General features: G+C 59.6%; 14 protein-coding genes. 5 read left to right on the forward strand and 9 right to left on the reverse strand.

Features of this window, described 5'->3' with window-relative positions:
* Nucleotides 1-30: 30 nt before the first annotated feature.
* The 4 genes from E4P00_RS01845 to E4P00_RS01860 form a co-directional block, all read right to left on the reverse strand.
* Entirely contained in the window at nt 31-426 is a 396-nt protein-coding gene (locus E4P00_RS01845; RefSeq protein ID WP_248130563.1) for a type II toxin-antitoxin system VapC family toxin, read from the reverse strand.
* Nucleotides 423-680 (reverse strand): AbrB/MazE/SpoVT family DNA-binding domain-containing protein, encoded by a 258-nt coding sequence (locus E4P00_RS01850; protein WP_078820648.1) that lies wholly within the window; start codon nt 678-680, stop codon nt 423-425. Before E4P00_RS01850 ends, E4P00_RS01845 begins: the two co-directional genes overlap by 4 nt.
* A 170-nt stretch (nt 681-850) precedes the next feature.
* Nucleotides 851-2,224, reverse strand: coding sequence for a nucleotide 5'-monophosphate nucleosidase PpnN (gene ppnN / locus E4P00_RS01855; RefSeq protein WP_078820649.1), 1,374 nt, complete (start codon nt 2,222-2,224; stop codon nt 851-853).
* A gap of 148 nt (nt 2,225-2,372) precedes the next feature.
* Nucleotides 2,373-3,197 (reverse strand): aspartyl/asparaginyl beta-hydroxylase domain-containing protein, encoded by an 825-nt coding sequence (locus E4P00_RS01860; RefSeq protein ID WP_078820650.1) that lies wholly within the window; start codon nt 3,195-3,197, stop codon nt 2,373-2,375.
* Nucleotides 3,198-3,473: 276 nt separating this feature from the next.
* Here E4P00_RS01860 and fabV point away from each other — a divergent pair, with 276 nt between their 5' ends.
* Both fabV and E4P00_RS01870 read left to right on the forward strand, forming a co-directional pair.
* Entirely contained in the window at nt 3,474-4,667 is a 1,194-nt protein-coding gene (fabV, locus tag E4P00_RS01865; protein ID WP_032881058.1) for an enoyl-ACP reductase FabV, read from the forward strand.
* 214 nt (nt 4,668-4,881) lie between these two features.
* Nucleotides 4,882-5,523, forward strand: coding sequence for an HAD family phosphatase (locus E4P00_RS01870; protein WP_078820651.1), 642 nt, complete (start codon nt 4,882-4,884; stop codon nt 5,521-5,523).
* On the opposite strand, the gene E4P00_RS01875 is transcribed toward E4P00_RS01870, so the two are convergent.
* The gene (locus E4P00_RS01875) at nt 5,501-6,406 is read right to left on the reverse strand and encodes a LysR family transcriptional regulator (RefSeq protein ID WP_032877192.1); all 906 of its coding nucleotides are present in this window, start codon (nt 6,404-6,406) and stop codon (nt 5,501-5,503) included. The genes E4P00_RS01870 and E4P00_RS01875 overlap by 23 nt on opposite strands.
* Nucleotides 6,407-6,508: 102 nt before the next feature.
* Between E4P00_RS01875 and E4P00_RS01880 the strand changes: the two genes are divergently transcribed.
* Nucleotides 6,509-7,678 (forward strand): aspartate aminotransferase family protein, encoded by a 1,170-nt coding sequence (locus tag E4P00_RS01880; protein WP_078820653.1) that lies wholly within the window; start codon nt 6,509-6,511, stop codon nt 7,676-7,678.
* 124 nt (nt 7,679-7,802) lie between these two features.
* Here the strand turns inward: E4P00_RS01880 and punR are convergent, their stop codons facing one another.
* A complete protein-coding gene (gene punR, locus E4P00_RS01885) occupies nt 7,803-8,717 on the reverse strand; it encodes a DNA-binding transcriptional activator PunR (RefSeq protein ID WP_032877190.1) in 915 nt (304 codons plus the stop codon).
* A 122-nt stretch (nt 8,718-8,839) separates the two neighbouring features.
* Between punR and punC the strand changes: the two genes are divergently transcribed.
* On the forward strand, nt 8,840-10,024 hold the full coding sequence (gene punC, locus E4P00_RS01890; protein WP_248130564.1) for a purine nucleoside transporter PunC: 1,185 nt from the start codon (nt 8,840-8,842) through the stop codon (nt 10,022-10,024).
* A 127-nt stretch (nt 10,025-10,151) separates the two neighbouring features.
* Here punC and E4P00_RS01895 read toward each other — a convergent pair whose 3' ends face one another.
* Nucleotides 10,152-10,985, reverse strand: a complete 834-nt coding sequence (locus tag E4P00_RS01895) for a nucleoside-binding protein (protein ID WP_248130565.1) — start codon at nt 10,983-10,985, stop codon at nt 10,152-10,154.
* A gap of 157 nt (nt 10,986-11,142) precedes the next feature.
* Between E4P00_RS01895 and E4P00_RS01900 the strand changes: the two genes are divergently transcribed.
* Nucleotides 11,143-12,645 (forward strand): nucleobase:cation symporter-2 family protein, encoded by a 1,503-nt coding sequence (locus tag E4P00_RS01900; protein WP_032877188.1) that lies wholly within the window; start codon nt 11,143-11,145, stop codon nt 12,643-12,645.
* Nucleotides 12,646-12,745: 100 nt separating this feature from the next.
* On the opposite strand, the gene E4P00_RS01905 is transcribed toward E4P00_RS01900, so the two are convergent.
* Both E4P00_RS01905 and E4P00_RS01910 read right to left on the reverse strand, forming a co-directional pair.
* The gene (locus tag E4P00_RS01905; protein ID WP_228309548.1) at nt 12,746-13,678 is read right to left on the reverse strand and encodes a proline iminopeptidase-family hydrolase; all 933 of its coding nucleotides are present in this window, start codon (nt 13,676-13,678) and stop codon (nt 12,746-12,748) included.
* Nucleotides 13,679-13,767: 89 nt separating this feature from the next.
* Nucleotides 13,768-14,532 (reverse strand): LuxR family transcriptional regulator, encoded by a 765-nt coding sequence (locus E4P00_RS01910; RefSeq protein WP_005786276.1) that lies wholly within the window; start codon nt 14,530-14,532, stop codon nt 13,768-13,770.
* Nucleotides 14,533-14,630 lie beyond the last annotated feature (98 nt).

Consider the following 14,630-nt stretch of genomic DNA (forward strand, 5'->3'; position numbering starts at 1 on the left):
GAGCAAGCTCGCTCCTACAAAAAAGCCGGCCTAGCCGATCCGTTTCATCCCCGCTGCCTTGGCCGCGTTCAGATCAAACGTTGCGGTGTACTCGCAACCGGCCGCGTGGCCACAGCGTTCGATCAGGCAGTCGGCAAAGTCCGCTTTGCTTGCGGTGAACCTGCGCAGGGCCTGCCAGATGATATCGGCGTGCTCGACGGTCAGTTCCCGTGTGTGCAGCAAGGTTTCCAGCACCGTCACCACGTCGCTTTTGGTCGACTGGTAGCAGGACTGCAACACCCACACCAGCTCCGTAAGCGTCACCAGGCTGACAAAACCGGGTGAGGCGGCAGTGAGCGATTCGATCAGTTGGGATGCTTTAGCTGATTGAACCGGGTCGTCCTGGGTCACATAACGCACCAGCACGTTGGTATCCAGGCCAATCATCCAGCGGTTGCTCCCTGGGCCGCGATGGCTCGGTTCATGTCTTCGATAGACACGGTGTGAGCGGGTTTGCGGATCAACCCCTTGAGGTCCTTGACGGTTTTGCTGGCGGCGATCATGGAAAACTTGCCGTCTTCCAATTCGACGAATTCCACCCGGTCGCCTGTTTCCAGGCCCAGGGCTGTCCTGACCTGGACAGGGATGGTTATTTGCCCTTTTGAAGTGAGTGTGGCGGTAGCCATAGTGAAGATCTCCATCGTGATATTCCTTACCTTAGGGTAAGGAATGACAGAGGACAATATCCGTTGGTCCATAGGTCGCTCGCAGGTGTGAGTCAGTCGGTAGTAAAACCCTAGTCCGAATGCTCGATCCTCACACCGTTGGCTACGCCCCAAACAGATACAAACTATGACCTACCGCCGCTACCTCACTGCACCACGCGATAGCACGGCACATACGCCGCGCCGCCCGGCAGTTTCATGCGGTGCTGGGCCACGAACGCCTTCAATAATTCATCCAGCGGTTTCATGATCGCCGGGTCGCCGTGGATCTCATACGGGCCGTTCTCTTCGATCAGGCGGATGCCCTTGTCCTTGACGTTACCCGCCACGATCCCCGAGAACGCCCGGCGCAGGTTGGCTGCCAGTTCATGGGGCGGCAGCGCGTGGCTCAGTTGCAGGCTGGCCATGTTTTCGTGGGTAGGATCGAACGGGCGCTGGAAGCCTTCGTCGATCTTCAGCAGCCAGTTGAAGTGGAACGCGTCGTTACGCTCGCGGCGGAACTGCTTCACTGCCTTGAGGCCGGCTGTCATCTGGCGCGCCACTTCGGCGGGGTCGTCGATGATGATCTGGTAATGCTGCTGCGCCGCTTCGCCGAGGGTGGCGCCGACGAACGCGTGCAGCTGTTCCAGGTAAGGCGCGGCGTGTTTGGGCCCGGTCAGCACCACCGGGAACGGCACGTCGCGGTTGTCGGGGTGCATCAGGATGCCCAGCAGGTACAAAAACTCTTCTGCCGTGCCGGCGCCGCCGGGGAAGATGATGATGCCGTGGCCGACGCGCACGAAGGCTTCCAGGCGTTTTTCGATGTCCGGCAAAATCACCAGTTCATTGACGATGGGGTTCGGTGCTTCGGCGGCGATGATCCCAGGCTCGGTCAGGCCCAGGTAACGCCCGCCGGTGATGCGTTGCTTGGCGTGGGAAATGGTCGCGCCCTTCATCGGGCCTTTCATCACGCCGGGGCCGCAGCCGGTGCACACGTCTAAACTGCGCAGGCCCAGTTCGTGCCCGACTTTCTTGGTGTATTTGTATTCTTCGGTGTTGATCGAATGGCCGCCCCAACACACCACGATCTTGGGCTCCACACCCGGGCGCAGCGTGCGGGCGTTGCGCAGCAGGTGGAACACGTAGTCGGTGATGCCTTGGGAGTCGCTCAGGTCGATGCGCTGGCTGTCCAGCTCGTTCTCGGTGTAGACGATGTCACGCAAGGCGCTGAACAGCATCTCGCGGGTGCTGGCGATCATCTCGCCATCGACAAAGGCATCGGCCGGGGCGTTGAGCAGTTCCAGGCGTACGCCGCGGTCCTGCTGGTGAATACGCACTTCAAAGTCTTTGTAGGCGTCGAGGATGGTCTTGGCGTTGTCGATATGCGCGCCGGTGTTGAGGATGGCCAAGGCGCATTGGCGGAACAGGGTGTAGATGCTGCCGGTGCCGGCTTCACTCAGTTGCTGCACTTCACGTTGGGACAGGGTTTCGAGGCTGCCCTTGGGGCTGACGGACGCATTGATGACTTGACGTTGGGGCATTCTGATTCCTTGAAAGCACAGCCACCGCGCCCGTTTCGGGGCGATGGCTTGAGAATGGTGAGCGCCAATTAAGGTCGCACGAGACGGTTATTTACCTCAGGCGCGAGGCCCAGCGCAAATACCGTCCAGCACCATCATGCCGCAGAACTTACTGAATCAGCTTCCAGTTTTTGTAGAAAACCCGACGCAGGGTAAAGACCAGCCCGGCAAAGCCTGCGATCACGGCGTTGAGCACTGACGGCAGCAAGGTCGGGCGCACGATGTCGATGAACAGGCAGTAGCGCTTGGCGTCGTTTTTGTTGAAGGACGCATGCATCAGGGTGTCATCGAAGATGAACAGCGGGTCGTCGTGCCAGTAGTGCTTGTGCTTGCCTACCTGGATATACACGCCTTCGTGGTGGGGCGCCGGGGCCATGTTGTAGAGCACGCGGAACATCATGCGCAGGGGGCCGAAGTGAAAGGACGTGGAACGGTTCTCGTTGAATACCGAGACACCGATGGTCTTCACGAATGGCAATTTCTTGCGCAGTTGCGGGATATCCAGCGTGGTCTCGATGGGGCGGCCATACCACTGGAAAAACAACATGCCGCGTTTCTTCTCGGCCATGCGTTCGTCCAGGTAACCGATGATTTCATCCTTGCGGGCCATGGCGTCGTCGATCACCTGTTGCAGGTCTTCGCGCCAGGCCGGTGGCAGGTCTTGCATCGTATAGACATGGCGGTTGCGGCTGCTCAGCAGATCGAGCAGGGTGTTGAACGGTGCCAGCACCCAGGTATTGCGACCGTTGCCGATGAAGTATTTCTTGATGGTGTCGCGGTCGTAGAGGCCGTTACGCAGGAAGTCATAAACGCCGCAGCACACCACCAACAGCAGAAACACCAGGCAACTGCGCGGGAAACAATAGATCAACAGCAGAACGCCGAGTGCCCACGCCAGGGACACCAGCTTTTTGCCGACAGCATTTTTGCTCATGAAACGAGGCTCCAAGGCCGAAACATATTGAAACAATGTCGTCATCATAGGGGGTTCTGGCGCCGGCAGGCGTTTTTAAATAGGGTGAAATTGTGAAGCCGCTGCACAATTTGTAACCGTTGCCGTGCAGGCTTCGACGTTTTGTGGATTGAATTTTGAGAACAGAAGATTTGCGACTATCGTGACGCTTCGGTTTTTTGGACGTCATAGACCGGTACGATTGAAGTTGAATGGCCACCATTGGCCTTCGGCACCTTGGAAGAGGCAGAAATTTTTATGATCATCAAACCGCGGGTTCGTGGCTTTATCTGTGTGACCGCCCACCCTGTTGGCTGTGAAGCGAACGTCAAAGAGCAGATCGACTACGTAACCAAGAATGGCGTCATCGAAGGCGGCCCCAAGAAGGTGCTGGTCCTCGGCGCCTCCACCGGTTACGGCCTGGCCGCGCGCATCAGTGCCGCGTTTGGCTGCGGCGCCGACACCCTGGGCGTGTTTTTTGAGAAAGAAGGCGAAGAAGGCAAGCTGAGCTCCGCCGGCTGGTACAACAGCGCGGCATTCGAGAAGTTTGCCGTGGAAAAAGGCCTGTACGCCAAGAGCATCAACGGCGACGCGTTTTCCGACGAGATCAAGCGCCTGACCATCGACACCATCAAGAAAGACCTGGGCAAGATCGACCTGGTGGTCTACAGCCTGGCCGCGCCACGCCGTACCGACCCGCAAGGCGTGGTGCACAACTCCACCCTCAAGCCAATCGGCAAGGCCGTGACCCTGCGCGGTATCAACACCGACAAGGGCGTAGTGGTAGACACCACTCTTGAGCCTGCAACCCAGGAAGAAATCGACGGCACCGTGAAGGTCATGGGCGGCGAAGACTGGCAGCTGTGGATCGACGCCCTGCGTGACGCCGATGTACTGGCCGAAGGCGCCAAGACCACCGCCTTCACCTACCTCGGTGAGAAGCTGACCCAGGACATCTACTGGAACGGCTCCATCGGCGAAGCCAAGAAAGACCTGGATAAGAAAGTACTGACCCTGCGCGAAAACCTCGCCGCGCTCAAGGGCGACGCCCGCGTGTCTGTACTCAAGGCCGTGGTGACCCAGGCCAGCTCGGCGATCCCGATCATGCCGCTGTACCTGTCGTTGCTGTTCAAGGTGATGAAAGAGCAGGGCACCCACGAAGGCTGCATCGAGCAAGTCTACGGCCTGTTCAAGGACAGCCTGTACGGTAAAGAACCTAAGCTCGACGCCGATGGCCGCCTGCGCGCCGACCTGGCTGAGCTGGAACCGAAGGTCCAGGACGCCGTGGCTGCGTTGTGGAACCAGGTTACCGACGACAACGTCAATGAGATCAGCGACTTTGCCGGCTACAAGGCCGAGTTCCTGCGCTTGTTCGGCTTTGAAGTTGACGGCGTGGATTACGACGCGGATGTGAACCCGACCGTCAAGATCAACGGCCTGATCCAAGCTTAAGGTCTGATCCAGACCAAAATGTGGGAGGGGGCTTGCTCCCGATGGCGGTGTATCAGTCACTATCTTCAGTGGCTGACACCCTGCTATCGGGAGCAAGCCCCCTCCCACATTTGATCCGAGTCTTTTCAGACACTTCTTACGCCCCGACGCGCGCCTCTCTCTTCCAGATCTGCCAGACTCCAGCTGCTATCAAGCCACGCCAATGGAGGATCTGATGACGATTCGTGCAGTAGTTTTTGATTTCGGCGGTGTCCTGTTCGACTGGAGCCCGCAGCACCTGTACCGCAAGCTGATCGCCGATGAGGCAGAGCGGCAGTGGTTCCTCGACAACATCTGCACCCAGGCCTGGAACACCGAGCAAGATGCCGGTCGTACCCTGGCCGAAGCCACCCGCACCCTGATTGACCTGCATCCCGATCACGAACCCTTGATCCAGGCTTACTACGAGCGCTGGCACGAGATGCTGCGCGGTGAGTTAGCCGACGGCGTGGCGATTCTCAAGGCGTTGCACAAAGCCGATATGCCATTGTTCGGGCTTACTAACTGGTCGGCGGAGACCTTCCCCTACGCCCGGGCCCACTATCCGTTCCTGCAACTCTTTCGAAACATCGTCGTGTCCGGCGAATTGAAATTGATCAAGCCTGACCCGGCGATCTACCACGCCAGCCTTGATCAGGTCCGCGCTCACCTGCCGGACGTAAAACCGAGTGAAGTGGTGTTTATTGACGATGTCGTCGGCAACACCGAGGCTGCTATCGCCTTGGGTTGGCAGGGCATTCATCATGTATCTGCCGAGCGTACCGCCGCGCGTCTGCGGGCGTTGGGCGTGGCCTTTAATGTGCCCACTTTTCCATGACGAAATCGACGAATGCCCGCAGCTTGGGCAGGCGGTAACGGTCATGGCGATACAGCAGATGCATCGGGCGGCTGGGCAATTTATACGTGGTTAACAGGGCCACCAGCTTGCCGCTCTCCAGGTCCGGTTGCACCAGGGCGTCGGCCAGCATCGTGATGCCCATGCCGTTGACGGCCGCCTGGCGCAAGCCTTGCGAGCTGTTGATGGTCAATGACCCCGCCACCGGAACCTCCACCTCGCTGCCATCCTCGCTCATGCGCCACAGTTTGTCGGTGTCACGCCAGTTGTCGTTCGCAGGGTAGGCGAATGCCAGGCAGTCATGTTGTTGCAGGTCCTGCGGGGTCTGCGGCGTGCCGCGTCGCGCCAGGTAGGCAGGCGATGCGCAGAGGGTGAGCGTATAGGGCTGCATAGGCCGGGCGATCAGGCTGGAGGTGCCCAGTTCACCGAGACGGATCGCTACGTCGAAGCCACTGTCGACCAGGTCCATGCGTTCATTGCCCAGCACCACGTACAGGTCGATAAGCGGGTAGCGCTGGGAAAATTCGCTCAAGGCCGGCACCAGGCGTTCTGTGCCGAACACGGGTGGCGCGGTGATACGCAGGCTGCCCTTAGGAGCTTCGCTGTGGATTTGCTCGGCCAGCAGTTCGGAGTCCGCCACCAGCCCCAGCACTTCCAGGCAGCGCTGGTAATATTGCCCGCCAAATTCGGTCAGGTTCTGTTTACGCGTGGTGCGTTTGAGCAAGCTCACGCCCAACCGTTGCTCCAGCGCCCGCAGATGGTTGCCCACCATGGTGGTCGACATCCCGCATTCTTGCGCGGCGGCAGTCATGCTGCCGGTTTCGACCACTTTCACGTACACCGACATTGCCTGGAACAGATCCATTATCAAGCCCTGATTTAAAGTCATTGCAGATATTCGCAGTTTATCCAGCGCAGGTGGTTAACGATACTTCCATCACCGCAACGATGCACTGGAGCCGCTACCATGACCGCCGCCTGCCTGATGAGCACCTACCAACCCTTGGCCCTGAGCTTCACCCGTGGCCTGGGCACGCGCCTCTGGGACCAGCAGGGCCGCGAATACCTGGACGCTGTCGCCGGCGTGGCGGTGACCAATATCGGCCATTCCCACCCCAGGCTGGTGGCAGCTATCAGCGAACAAGCCGGTTTGCTGCTGCACACGTCCAACCTCTACAGCATCGACTGGCAACAACGGCTGGCCCGACGCCTGGCGCAGCTGTCCGGGCTCGATCGCGCGTTCTTCAACAACTCCGGCGCTGAGGCCAACGAGACAGCGCTGAAACTGGCGCGCTTGCATGGCTGGAAAAAAGGCATTGAACAACCGTTGGTGGTGGTGATGGAGAACGCCTTTCACGGCCGCACGCTGGGCACCATGGCCGCCAGTGACGGGCCGTCGGTGCGCCTGGGCTTTCAGCGCCTGCCGGGGGATTTCATCAAGGTAGGCTTTGGCGATATGCAGGCTTTGGAGGTGATCACTGCGCAGTTCGGCACGCGCATCGCAGCTGTGCTGCTTGAGCCGATCCAGGGTGAAAGTGGTGTGGTGGTGGCGCCAGTGGGTTATCTCAAAGCCTTGCGCGATCACTGCACGCGCCACGGCTGGCTGATGATGCTCGACGAAATCCAGACCGGCATCGGGCGCACCGGCGCCTGGTTTGCCTTCCAGCACGAAGGCATCGTGCCAGACGTGATGACGCTGGCCAAAGGCCTGGGCAATGGCGTGCCCATCGGCGCCTGCCTGGCCCGCGCCGCCGTCGCCGAGCTGTTCACCCCAGGCAGTCATGGCAGCACCTTTGGTGGCAACCCGCTGGCGTGCCGTGTCGGTTGCACCGTGCTGGATATCATTCATGAGCAAGGCTTGTTGCAAAACGCCGCACACCAGGGCGAACACTTGCTGGCGCGCTTGCGCATGGAGCTGGATGGGCACCCGCACGTCCGGGCAATTCGTGGCAAAGGCTTGATGATCGGGATTGAGCTGGCCAGCCCTTATCGCGACCTGGCCCAACGTGCCGCCCAGGAGCACGGGCTGCTGATCAACGTCACACGGGGCAAGATCATTCGCCTGTTGCCGCCGCTGACGTTGGATGCCAAGGAAGCCGAGATGATCGTACGGACCATCACCCGATTGCTGGATTGAAAACGCAATCAAAGTGTGGGAGGGGGGGGCTTACTCCCGATAGCAGTGTGTCAGCCACTGGAGATATTGACTGATACACCGCTATCGGGAGCAAGCCCCCTCCCACAGTGGTTCTGTGTGGGGTTCAGAGGGAGGGGCCATTCAGCCATTCCTGGTTCATGGTTTCGGTATCTCCCAGGTATTCCAGCAACCACGCCATGGCCGGCGAAAGCTTGCTTTGCGCCCACGCCACGCATGATGGGCTGGCTGGAAAGGGCCGGCTCAATTGCAGCGCCACCAACTCGCCGCGCTCGATCCATGGCAATACCTGATGGGCCGGCGCCATCCCTACACACAGCCCATCGCGTAGGCAATCCAGGGCCGAAGCCCAGTTGGGCACCACCAGGCGGCGCTGGTTATCCAGGGTCCAGGTGTCACGCTTGGGCAGATTGCGCGAGGTGTCAGTCATGCACAGTGAGGCGAAAGGGCGCAATTGGTCATCACTGAGCAAGCCTTCCACCGCCGCCAAGGGGTGCCGGGCACTGACCACACACAGCCAGTTCAACAGGCCCATGTCACGGAAGCTGAAGTGACTGGCCACCGGCACTGCGCTGGTGGCGCCGATCACGATGTCGGTGCGCTCATCGGCCAGCGCATCCCATACGCCGTTGTACACCTCGTATTCGAGCAGCAGTTCCACCTCGGGAAACTGCCGATAGAAGTCCAGCACCAATTGGCGGCAGCGCTGGGGTTTGACGATGGAGTCCACCGCCACCTTCAACTGGCCGCTCCAGCCATTGGCCACCTGCTGGCACAAGCGTCGGGTGCCGAGCATTTTCTTCATCACGCTGCGGGCTTCGTCGATAAACAGGCGGCCGGCTGGGGTCAGTTCCACGTCGCGATGCCGGCGCACAAACAAGGGCACGGCCAGCCATTCTTCAAGTTGGCGTACGGTGTAACTGATGGCCGACGGTACGCGGTGCAGTTCCTGGGCGGCGGCGCTGAAGCTGCCGTGACGGGCGACGGCGTCGACCACATCCAGAGAATATTCCGACCACATGTGGGCTGCCTTCAAAATTATTGATGAGAGTGTCCAATTATTATCGCTTCACACAGGTTTTGTCAGCTTCATAATGGGCGCCAGTCAGCAAATAGTTTGATGGCAGTTTTTACAAGGCTTCGATGAAAAATTCTTTTGGTTTTACCTGGTATCTGGCGGGGCTGAGTATGCTCGGCTATCTCGCCATGGACATGTACTTGCCGGCGTTTGGCGCCATGGGCGAGCAGTTGCAGATTGGCGCCGGCGCGGTGGGCGCCAGCTTGAGCATTTTTCTCGCCGGCTTTGCGGTGGGGCAGTTGGTGTGGGGGCCGCTCTCGGACCGCCTGGGGCGCAAGCCTATCCTGCTCGCCGGCCTGAGCCTGTTTGTGCTCGGTTGCCTGGGCATGTTCTGGGTCGAGACCGCCCCGCAACTACTGGCGCTGCGCTTTATCCAGGCGATTGGTGTGTGTGCCGCGGCCGTGAGCTGGCAGGCATTGGTGATTGATCGCTACCCGGCCGACAAGGCCCATCGCGTCTTCGCCAGCATCATGCCGTTGATGTCGCTGTCGCCGGCCCTTGCACCGTTGTTGGGCGCCATGGTGTTGAATCACTTTGGCTGGCAGGCGATCTTCGGCGTGTTGCTGGTGGTGTCACTATTGCTGCTGTTGCCGACCTTGTTCCTGCGTAGCCTGCCCAAGCGTGTGGAGCACAAGGGCGGACCCACGCGTCTGGGGTATGGACAGTTGCTCACCTCGCGGGTGTTTACCGGCAACGTGATGATTTTCGCCGCCTGTTCGGCCAGCTTCTTCGCATGGCTCACGGCCTCGCCGTTCATCCTCGGCGGCATGGGTTACAGCCCGAATGACATCGGCCTGAGCTACGTACTGCCGACCCTGGCGTTTCTCGTTGGCGGCTACAGTTGCCGCAGCGCCTTGCAGCACCTGGCGGGCAAAACCCTGTTGCCGTGGTTGCTGGGCGCCTATTGCCTGAGTATGGTGGCGTTGTACCTGGTGGCCACCTTGAGCGTGCCGACCCTGACCACCTTGCTGATTCCGTTCTGCCTGATGGCGCTGTGCAACGGCGCCAGCTACCCGATCGTGGTGGCGAATGCGCTGATGCCATTTGCCGAAAACTCCGGCAAGGCGGCGGCACTGCAAAATACCCTGCAACTGGGCCTGTGCTTCCTGGCCAGCTTGTTGGTGTCGTCGATGATCGAGCAACCGCTGATGATCACGGTGATTGTGATGTTGGCGACGGCGCCGTTGGCGGTGTTGGGGTATTGGCTGGCGCGGCCGAAGCGCAATACTTCCGAACTGGCCAGCGCCTGAGCTGACAATACGATCAAACTGTGGGAGCTGGCTTGCCTGCGATAGCGGTCTGTCAGTTAGCCCATCTGGCACTGATACACCGCTATCGCAGGCAAGCCAGCTCCCACATTTTTTTGCGTTTCTTCAGTTAGAACGTGACTTCCATGTTCAGCGTCGGCGTTGAGGTGCGGCTACCACGGCCACCATCCACGCCGAACTTGTTATGCCAGTATTCATAGCCCACCCCCAGGTACAGGTTCGGCTTGACGCTTTTACCCGGCCGCAGCGCCACCATCAGCGCAGTACGCATCAGCCCTTCCGGCGCGGTATCGCGGCCATGATAGTCCTCGCCTTTTTCCCCGACGTAATTGATAAACCCCTGGAATTTCGCCGCGTGGTTGCCGACCTCGAACGGGCGCATCCACGTCAGGTTAAGCATGTAGGTGTCGTCGAAGGTGTGATTCGACTCTTGCGCGCCGGGAATGCCGGTGTGGTTCTTTTCCTTGTAGTACATCAGGCTCAGGTCCAGCACGCCGACGGTGTTGAACTTCAAGGTCGGGCCGATCACCAGCGCGCGCTTTTTGGCTGAGGCGAAGTTGTTGTTGCGGTTGGCGTCGAAACCCAGGGTCAGGGCGTAATCCTTGATCAACCCGGTGCCCGGCGGCAGATCGAACACGCGCGAGGCATACAGCTGGTGCCGGTACACGGCATACACCTCGCTGCCGCCATGGTCGGTACCCTTGCGTGGGTCACGGCTATCGGACAGAAACACATCGAGGTTGAGGAAGTTGCTGCCATAGCGGTAGCCGCTGGCGTGGGTGAGGCTGTAGATACGCTTGCTGAAATCGTCGGGGTTGTTCGGATTGGTGAAGTGCTGGCCGTAGCGAAATCCTACGCTGTTGTTCATCCATTCCACCGCGACAGCCTCACCACCGCCCAGAAGGGTCAATGCAACGGTTGCGCCCTGTAGTGCCTTTTTCATTATTTTTGTCCTTTGGCGTTCTGGCTCATGACGGCCGGATTATTTTTGTAACGCCGCGGGAGGGTATCTTGTTCGATTGATTGTATACAACTCTATGGACATACAGTCTGGATATTGCATACAGTGAGCGCACAACAAAAACAGAGAACCCCTCACCATGACTATCCCGAAGGCGTCACCGCAGCGGCCCGAAGATGAAAATCTGGGCGTTGCCGCCAACATGGCTTACGGCCTGCAGCATGTACTCACCATGTACGGCGGCATCGTCGCCGTGCCGTTGATCGTCGGCCAGGCCGCCGGGTTGTCGCCGGCGGATATTGGTCTGTTGATTGCCGCGTCGTTATTTGCCGGTGGCTTGGCCACGTTGCTGCAAACCCTTGGCCTGCCGTTCTTCGGCTGTCAGTTGCCACTGGTGCAGGGCGTGTCGTTCGCGGGTGTGGCGACCATGGTGGCGATTGTCGGCAGCGACGGTGCGGGAGGTATTCCGGCAATTCTCGGTGCGGTGATGGCCGCGTCGTTGATCGGCCTGTTGATCACCCCGGTGTTTTCACGCATTACCAAATTTTTTCCGCCACTGGTGACCGGCATCGTGATCACCACTATCGGTCTGACGCTGATGCCAGTGGCTGCGCGCTGGGCCATGGGCGGCAACAGCCGTGCGGCGGATTTCGGCAGCATGTCGAATGTCGGCCTCGCGGCCCTGACTCTGGTGCTGGTGCTGCTATTGAGCAAAATCGGCAGCGCTACCATCTCGCGTTTGTCGATCCTGCTGGCAATGGTGATCGGCACAGTAATCGCCGTACTGCTTGGCATGGCTGACTTCTCCAGCGTCACGCAAGGGCCGATGTTTGGCTTTCCTACACCTTTCCACTTTGGTATGCCGACCTTTCATGTGGCCGCGATCATTTCCATGTGCATCGTGGTGATGGTGACGCTGGTGGAAACTTCGGCGGACATCCTCGCAGTGGGCGAGATCATCGACACCAAGGTTGACTCCAAGCGCCTGGGCAATGGCCTGCGCGCCGACATGCTGTCGAGTATGTTCGCGCCGATCTTTGGTTCGTTCACCCAAAGCGCGTTCGCCCAGAATGTCGGCCTTGTGGCGGTGACCGGTGTGAAGAGCCGCTTTGTGGTGGCCACCGGCGGGGTGTTCCTGGTGGTGCTGGGCCTGTTGCCCTTTATGGGGCGGGTGATCGCGGCGGTGCCCACCTCGGTGCTGGGTGGCGCGGGGATCGTGTTGTTCGGCACGGTCGCCGCCAGTGGTATTCGTACGCTGTCCAAGGTGGATTACCGCAACAACATGAACCTGATCATCGTTGCCACGTCCATCGGCTTTGGCATGATCCCCATCGCCGCGCCGAGCTTTTACGATCAGTTCCCGAGCTGGTTCGCGACCATCTTCCACTCGGGCATCAGTTCGTCGGCAATCATGGCGATCCTGCTGAACCTGGCGTTCAACCACTTCACCGCGGGTAACTCGGACCAGCAGTCAGTGTTTGTGGCGGGGACTGAGCGCAGCCTGTGCTTTCGCGACGTGGCCGCGCTGCGTGATGGGGATTATTACCGGGGCGGGAAGTTGTTTGATGCAGAGGGTAAGGAGATTCCTCTGGTAGCGGATACCTCGAAGAAAGCCGCAAAACCCGAAACCACTGAGGTCTAAAAATGTGGGAGGGGGCTTGCTCCCGATAGCAGTGTGTCAGCCACTGAAGATATTGACTGATACACCGTCATCGGGAGCAAGCCCCCTCCCACACTGGAATCTAGCCAGCCTTGCGGGCTTTGTGCGGCATTGAACACACCTCATCCAAAAACTTCACCACGGTCCCCATGCACGCCTGGCGTTCTTCCACATGGGGCATGTGGCTGGAGTCTTCAAACAGTGCCCAGCGCACGTCTGCGATCTCATCCAGAAACGGCTTGACCACCAGCGGTGTGGCTTCGTCATGCCTACCGGAAATCACCAGGGTCGGCACCTTGATCGCGTCCAGGCGGCCAATCACGTTCCAGTCCTTCAAGCTGCCGATCACGTGGAATTCAGTCGGGCCGCTCATGGCGTGGTACACCGTCGGGTCTGCGTCGACCTGGGCGAAGGTGCGCGCCACTTCCTCGGGCCATGGGTTGACCCGGCACACGTGCTGGTCATAGAAAATCCGCGAGGCCGCCAGGTATTCCGGGTCTTGAAAAGTGCCGGCCTGTTCATGTTTGAGCAGGGTTTCGTGCACGCCTTCGGGCAGCAGTTTACGCAGGCGATTGGCTTCGCTGACCCAGGTGCGCATACAGGTCGGTGAGTTGGCGGGGATAAACGCGCGCAGGCCCTTGGGCTGCAAGATCGCGTGTTCGCTGCCCAGCATACCGCCCCAGGATTGACCGAGGATCGCGTAGTTCTCGCTGATTTGCAGGTGGTCCAGCAGGTTGTTCAACTCGTCGAGGAACAGGCCGATGGTCCAGAACGAAGGATCTTTGTGGGGCAGGTGCGTGGAGCGACCGTTGCCCAGTTGGTCATAGTGGATCACCGCGTGGCCGCTGGCGGCGACATCCTTGAAGGCATCGACGTAATCGTGGGTGCAGCCCGGGCCGCCATGGATGATCACCAGCGGCGTGCGGCCCGTGCCCAGGTCACCGGTGACGCGATACCAGGTCTGGTAGGCGCCAAAGGGTGCGAAGCCTTCGCGAACTTTTTCGATGAATTCCATTTCGTACCCCTGAAAAAAATGATCAGGGTTACGATAATCTGAACAAAAAGTTTAGGTAACTAGCAAAACAGCTAGGTTTTTGCGAAAACTCAACCTTCCAGCAAGCGGTAATGCGTGGCCCGCACCACCGCTTGGACGCGGTTCTTAGCCCCCAGTTTGTGCATGGCCGAGGCCAGGTGCAGGGTGACGACTGCCAGGGAGCGGCTCAGTTTGGTGGCGATTTCGGCGGCGGTCAGCCCATCGGCGGCCCATTTCAGGCATTCGCGTTCGCGCTTGGTCAGGTGGATGTGCGGGTAGGCGCGCAGTTCCTTGCTGAACAACGGGTAAGCCGCTTCCTGCAGGGCATGGGTGATCAGGCTGAAGTCGGCCAATGTGTGCTGTGCGTCCTTCAATACCGTGCGCGCCTTGCCGGTGCGCAGGCCGGTCAGCGATGCAAAGCCACCACGGGGCAAGTGAATGGGCACGCTGACGCCGCAGGTCAGTTCACGTTCGTGCAGGTACGAGGAAACGGGGGCGTGGCACGGGTCGATGATTTTTTGCAGGGCGGTCTCGGTTTTCGCTTCATAGGACCAGACAAACGGCGATACCGTGCTCAACGCCAGGTGCTGCACCGGGTCGATCTGGTAAAACCCTTCGCTGCACCATAAGGCGTGCCAGTCGGGCGGTGTGTTGCGCAGTTGCAACACCGAGGGGGTAATCAGCGTGCCATTGAGGTCGATGGGCACCGGCGTGTAGTCGTACACCAGCGCATCGAAGCCCAGTTGTTGGGCAAGAATAAACGTATTGTCCATCTGTTCATCCAGGCTCCTGCCCGGCATGAGGCGATTATTGAAGGCGGTCAGCTTGGCCAGCATCCGTTCTGCTCCCGAATTCATTTGAATCTCGACTTGCTGCAAGTAGAATGCCACGCCCCGGCGAAGGACAGCCAGGCCAAACCTATAGGAAATACTAG

This window comes from Pseudomonas sp. B329 (genome assembly GCF_023127835.1).
Lineage (GTDB): Bacteria > Pseudomonadota > Gammaproteobacteria > Pseudomonadales > Pseudomonadaceae > Aquipseudomonas > Aquipseudomonas synxantha_A.

What these genes read in the sequence shown, in the direction of transcription:
- E4P00_RS01845 (WP_248130563.1), bottom strand. Translation starts at nt 426, where the DNA reads ATGATTGGCCTGGATACCAACGTGCTGGTGCGTTATGTGACCCAGGAC.
- E4P00_RS01850 (WP_078820648.1), bottom strand. Translation starts at nt 680, where the DNA reads ATGGAGATCTTCACTATGGCTACCGCCACACTCACTTCAAAAGGGCAA.
- ppnN (WP_078820649.1), bottom strand. Translation starts at nt 2,224, where the DNA reads ATGCCCCAACGTCAAGTCATCAATGCGTCCGTCAGCCCCAAGGGCAGC.
- E4P00_RS01860 (WP_078820650.1), bottom strand. Translation starts at nt 3,197, where the DNA reads ATGAGCAAAAATGCTGTCGGCAAAAAGCTGGTGTCCCTGGCGTGGGCA.
- fabV (WP_032881058.1), top strand. Translation starts at nt 3,474, where the DNA reads ATGATCATCAAACCGCGGGTTCGTGGCTTTATCTGTGTGACCGCCCAC.
- E4P00_RS01870 (WP_078820651.1), top strand. Translation starts at nt 4,882, where the DNA reads ATGACGATTCGTGCAGTAGTTTTTGATTTCGGCGGTGTCCTGTTCGAC.
- E4P00_RS01875 (WP_032877192.1), bottom strand. Translation starts at nt 6,406, where the DNA reads ATGGATCTGTTCCAGGCAATGTCGGTGTACGTGAAAGTGGTCGAAACC.
- E4P00_RS01880 (WP_078820653.1), top strand. Translation starts at nt 6,509, where the DNA reads ATGACCGCCGCCTGCCTGATGAGCACCTACCAACCCTTGGCCCTGAGC.
- punR (WP_032877190.1), bottom strand. Translation starts at nt 8,717, where the DNA reads ATGTGGTCGGAATATTCTCTGGATGTGGTCGACGCCGTCGCCCGTCAC.
- punC (WP_248130564.1), top strand. Translation starts at nt 8,840, where the DNA reads ATGAAAAATTCTTTTGGTTTTACCTGGTATCTGGCGGGGCTGAGTATG.
- E4P00_RS01895 (WP_248130565.1), bottom strand. Translation starts at nt 10,985, where the DNA reads ATGAAAAAGGCACTACAGGGCGCAACCGTTGCATTGACCCTTCTGGGC.
- E4P00_RS01900 (WP_032877188.1), top strand. Translation starts at nt 11,143, where the DNA reads ATGACTATCCCGAAGGCGTCACCGCAGCGGCCCGAAGATGAAAATCTG.
- E4P00_RS01905 (WP_228309548.1), bottom strand. Translation starts at nt 13,678, where the DNA reads ATGGAATTCATCGAAAAAGTTCGCGAAGGCTTCGCACCCTTTGGCGCC.
- E4P00_RS01910 (WP_005786276.1), bottom strand. Translation starts at nt 14,532, where the DNA reads ATGCTGGCCAAGCTGACCGCCTTCAATAATCGCCTCATGCCGGGCAGG.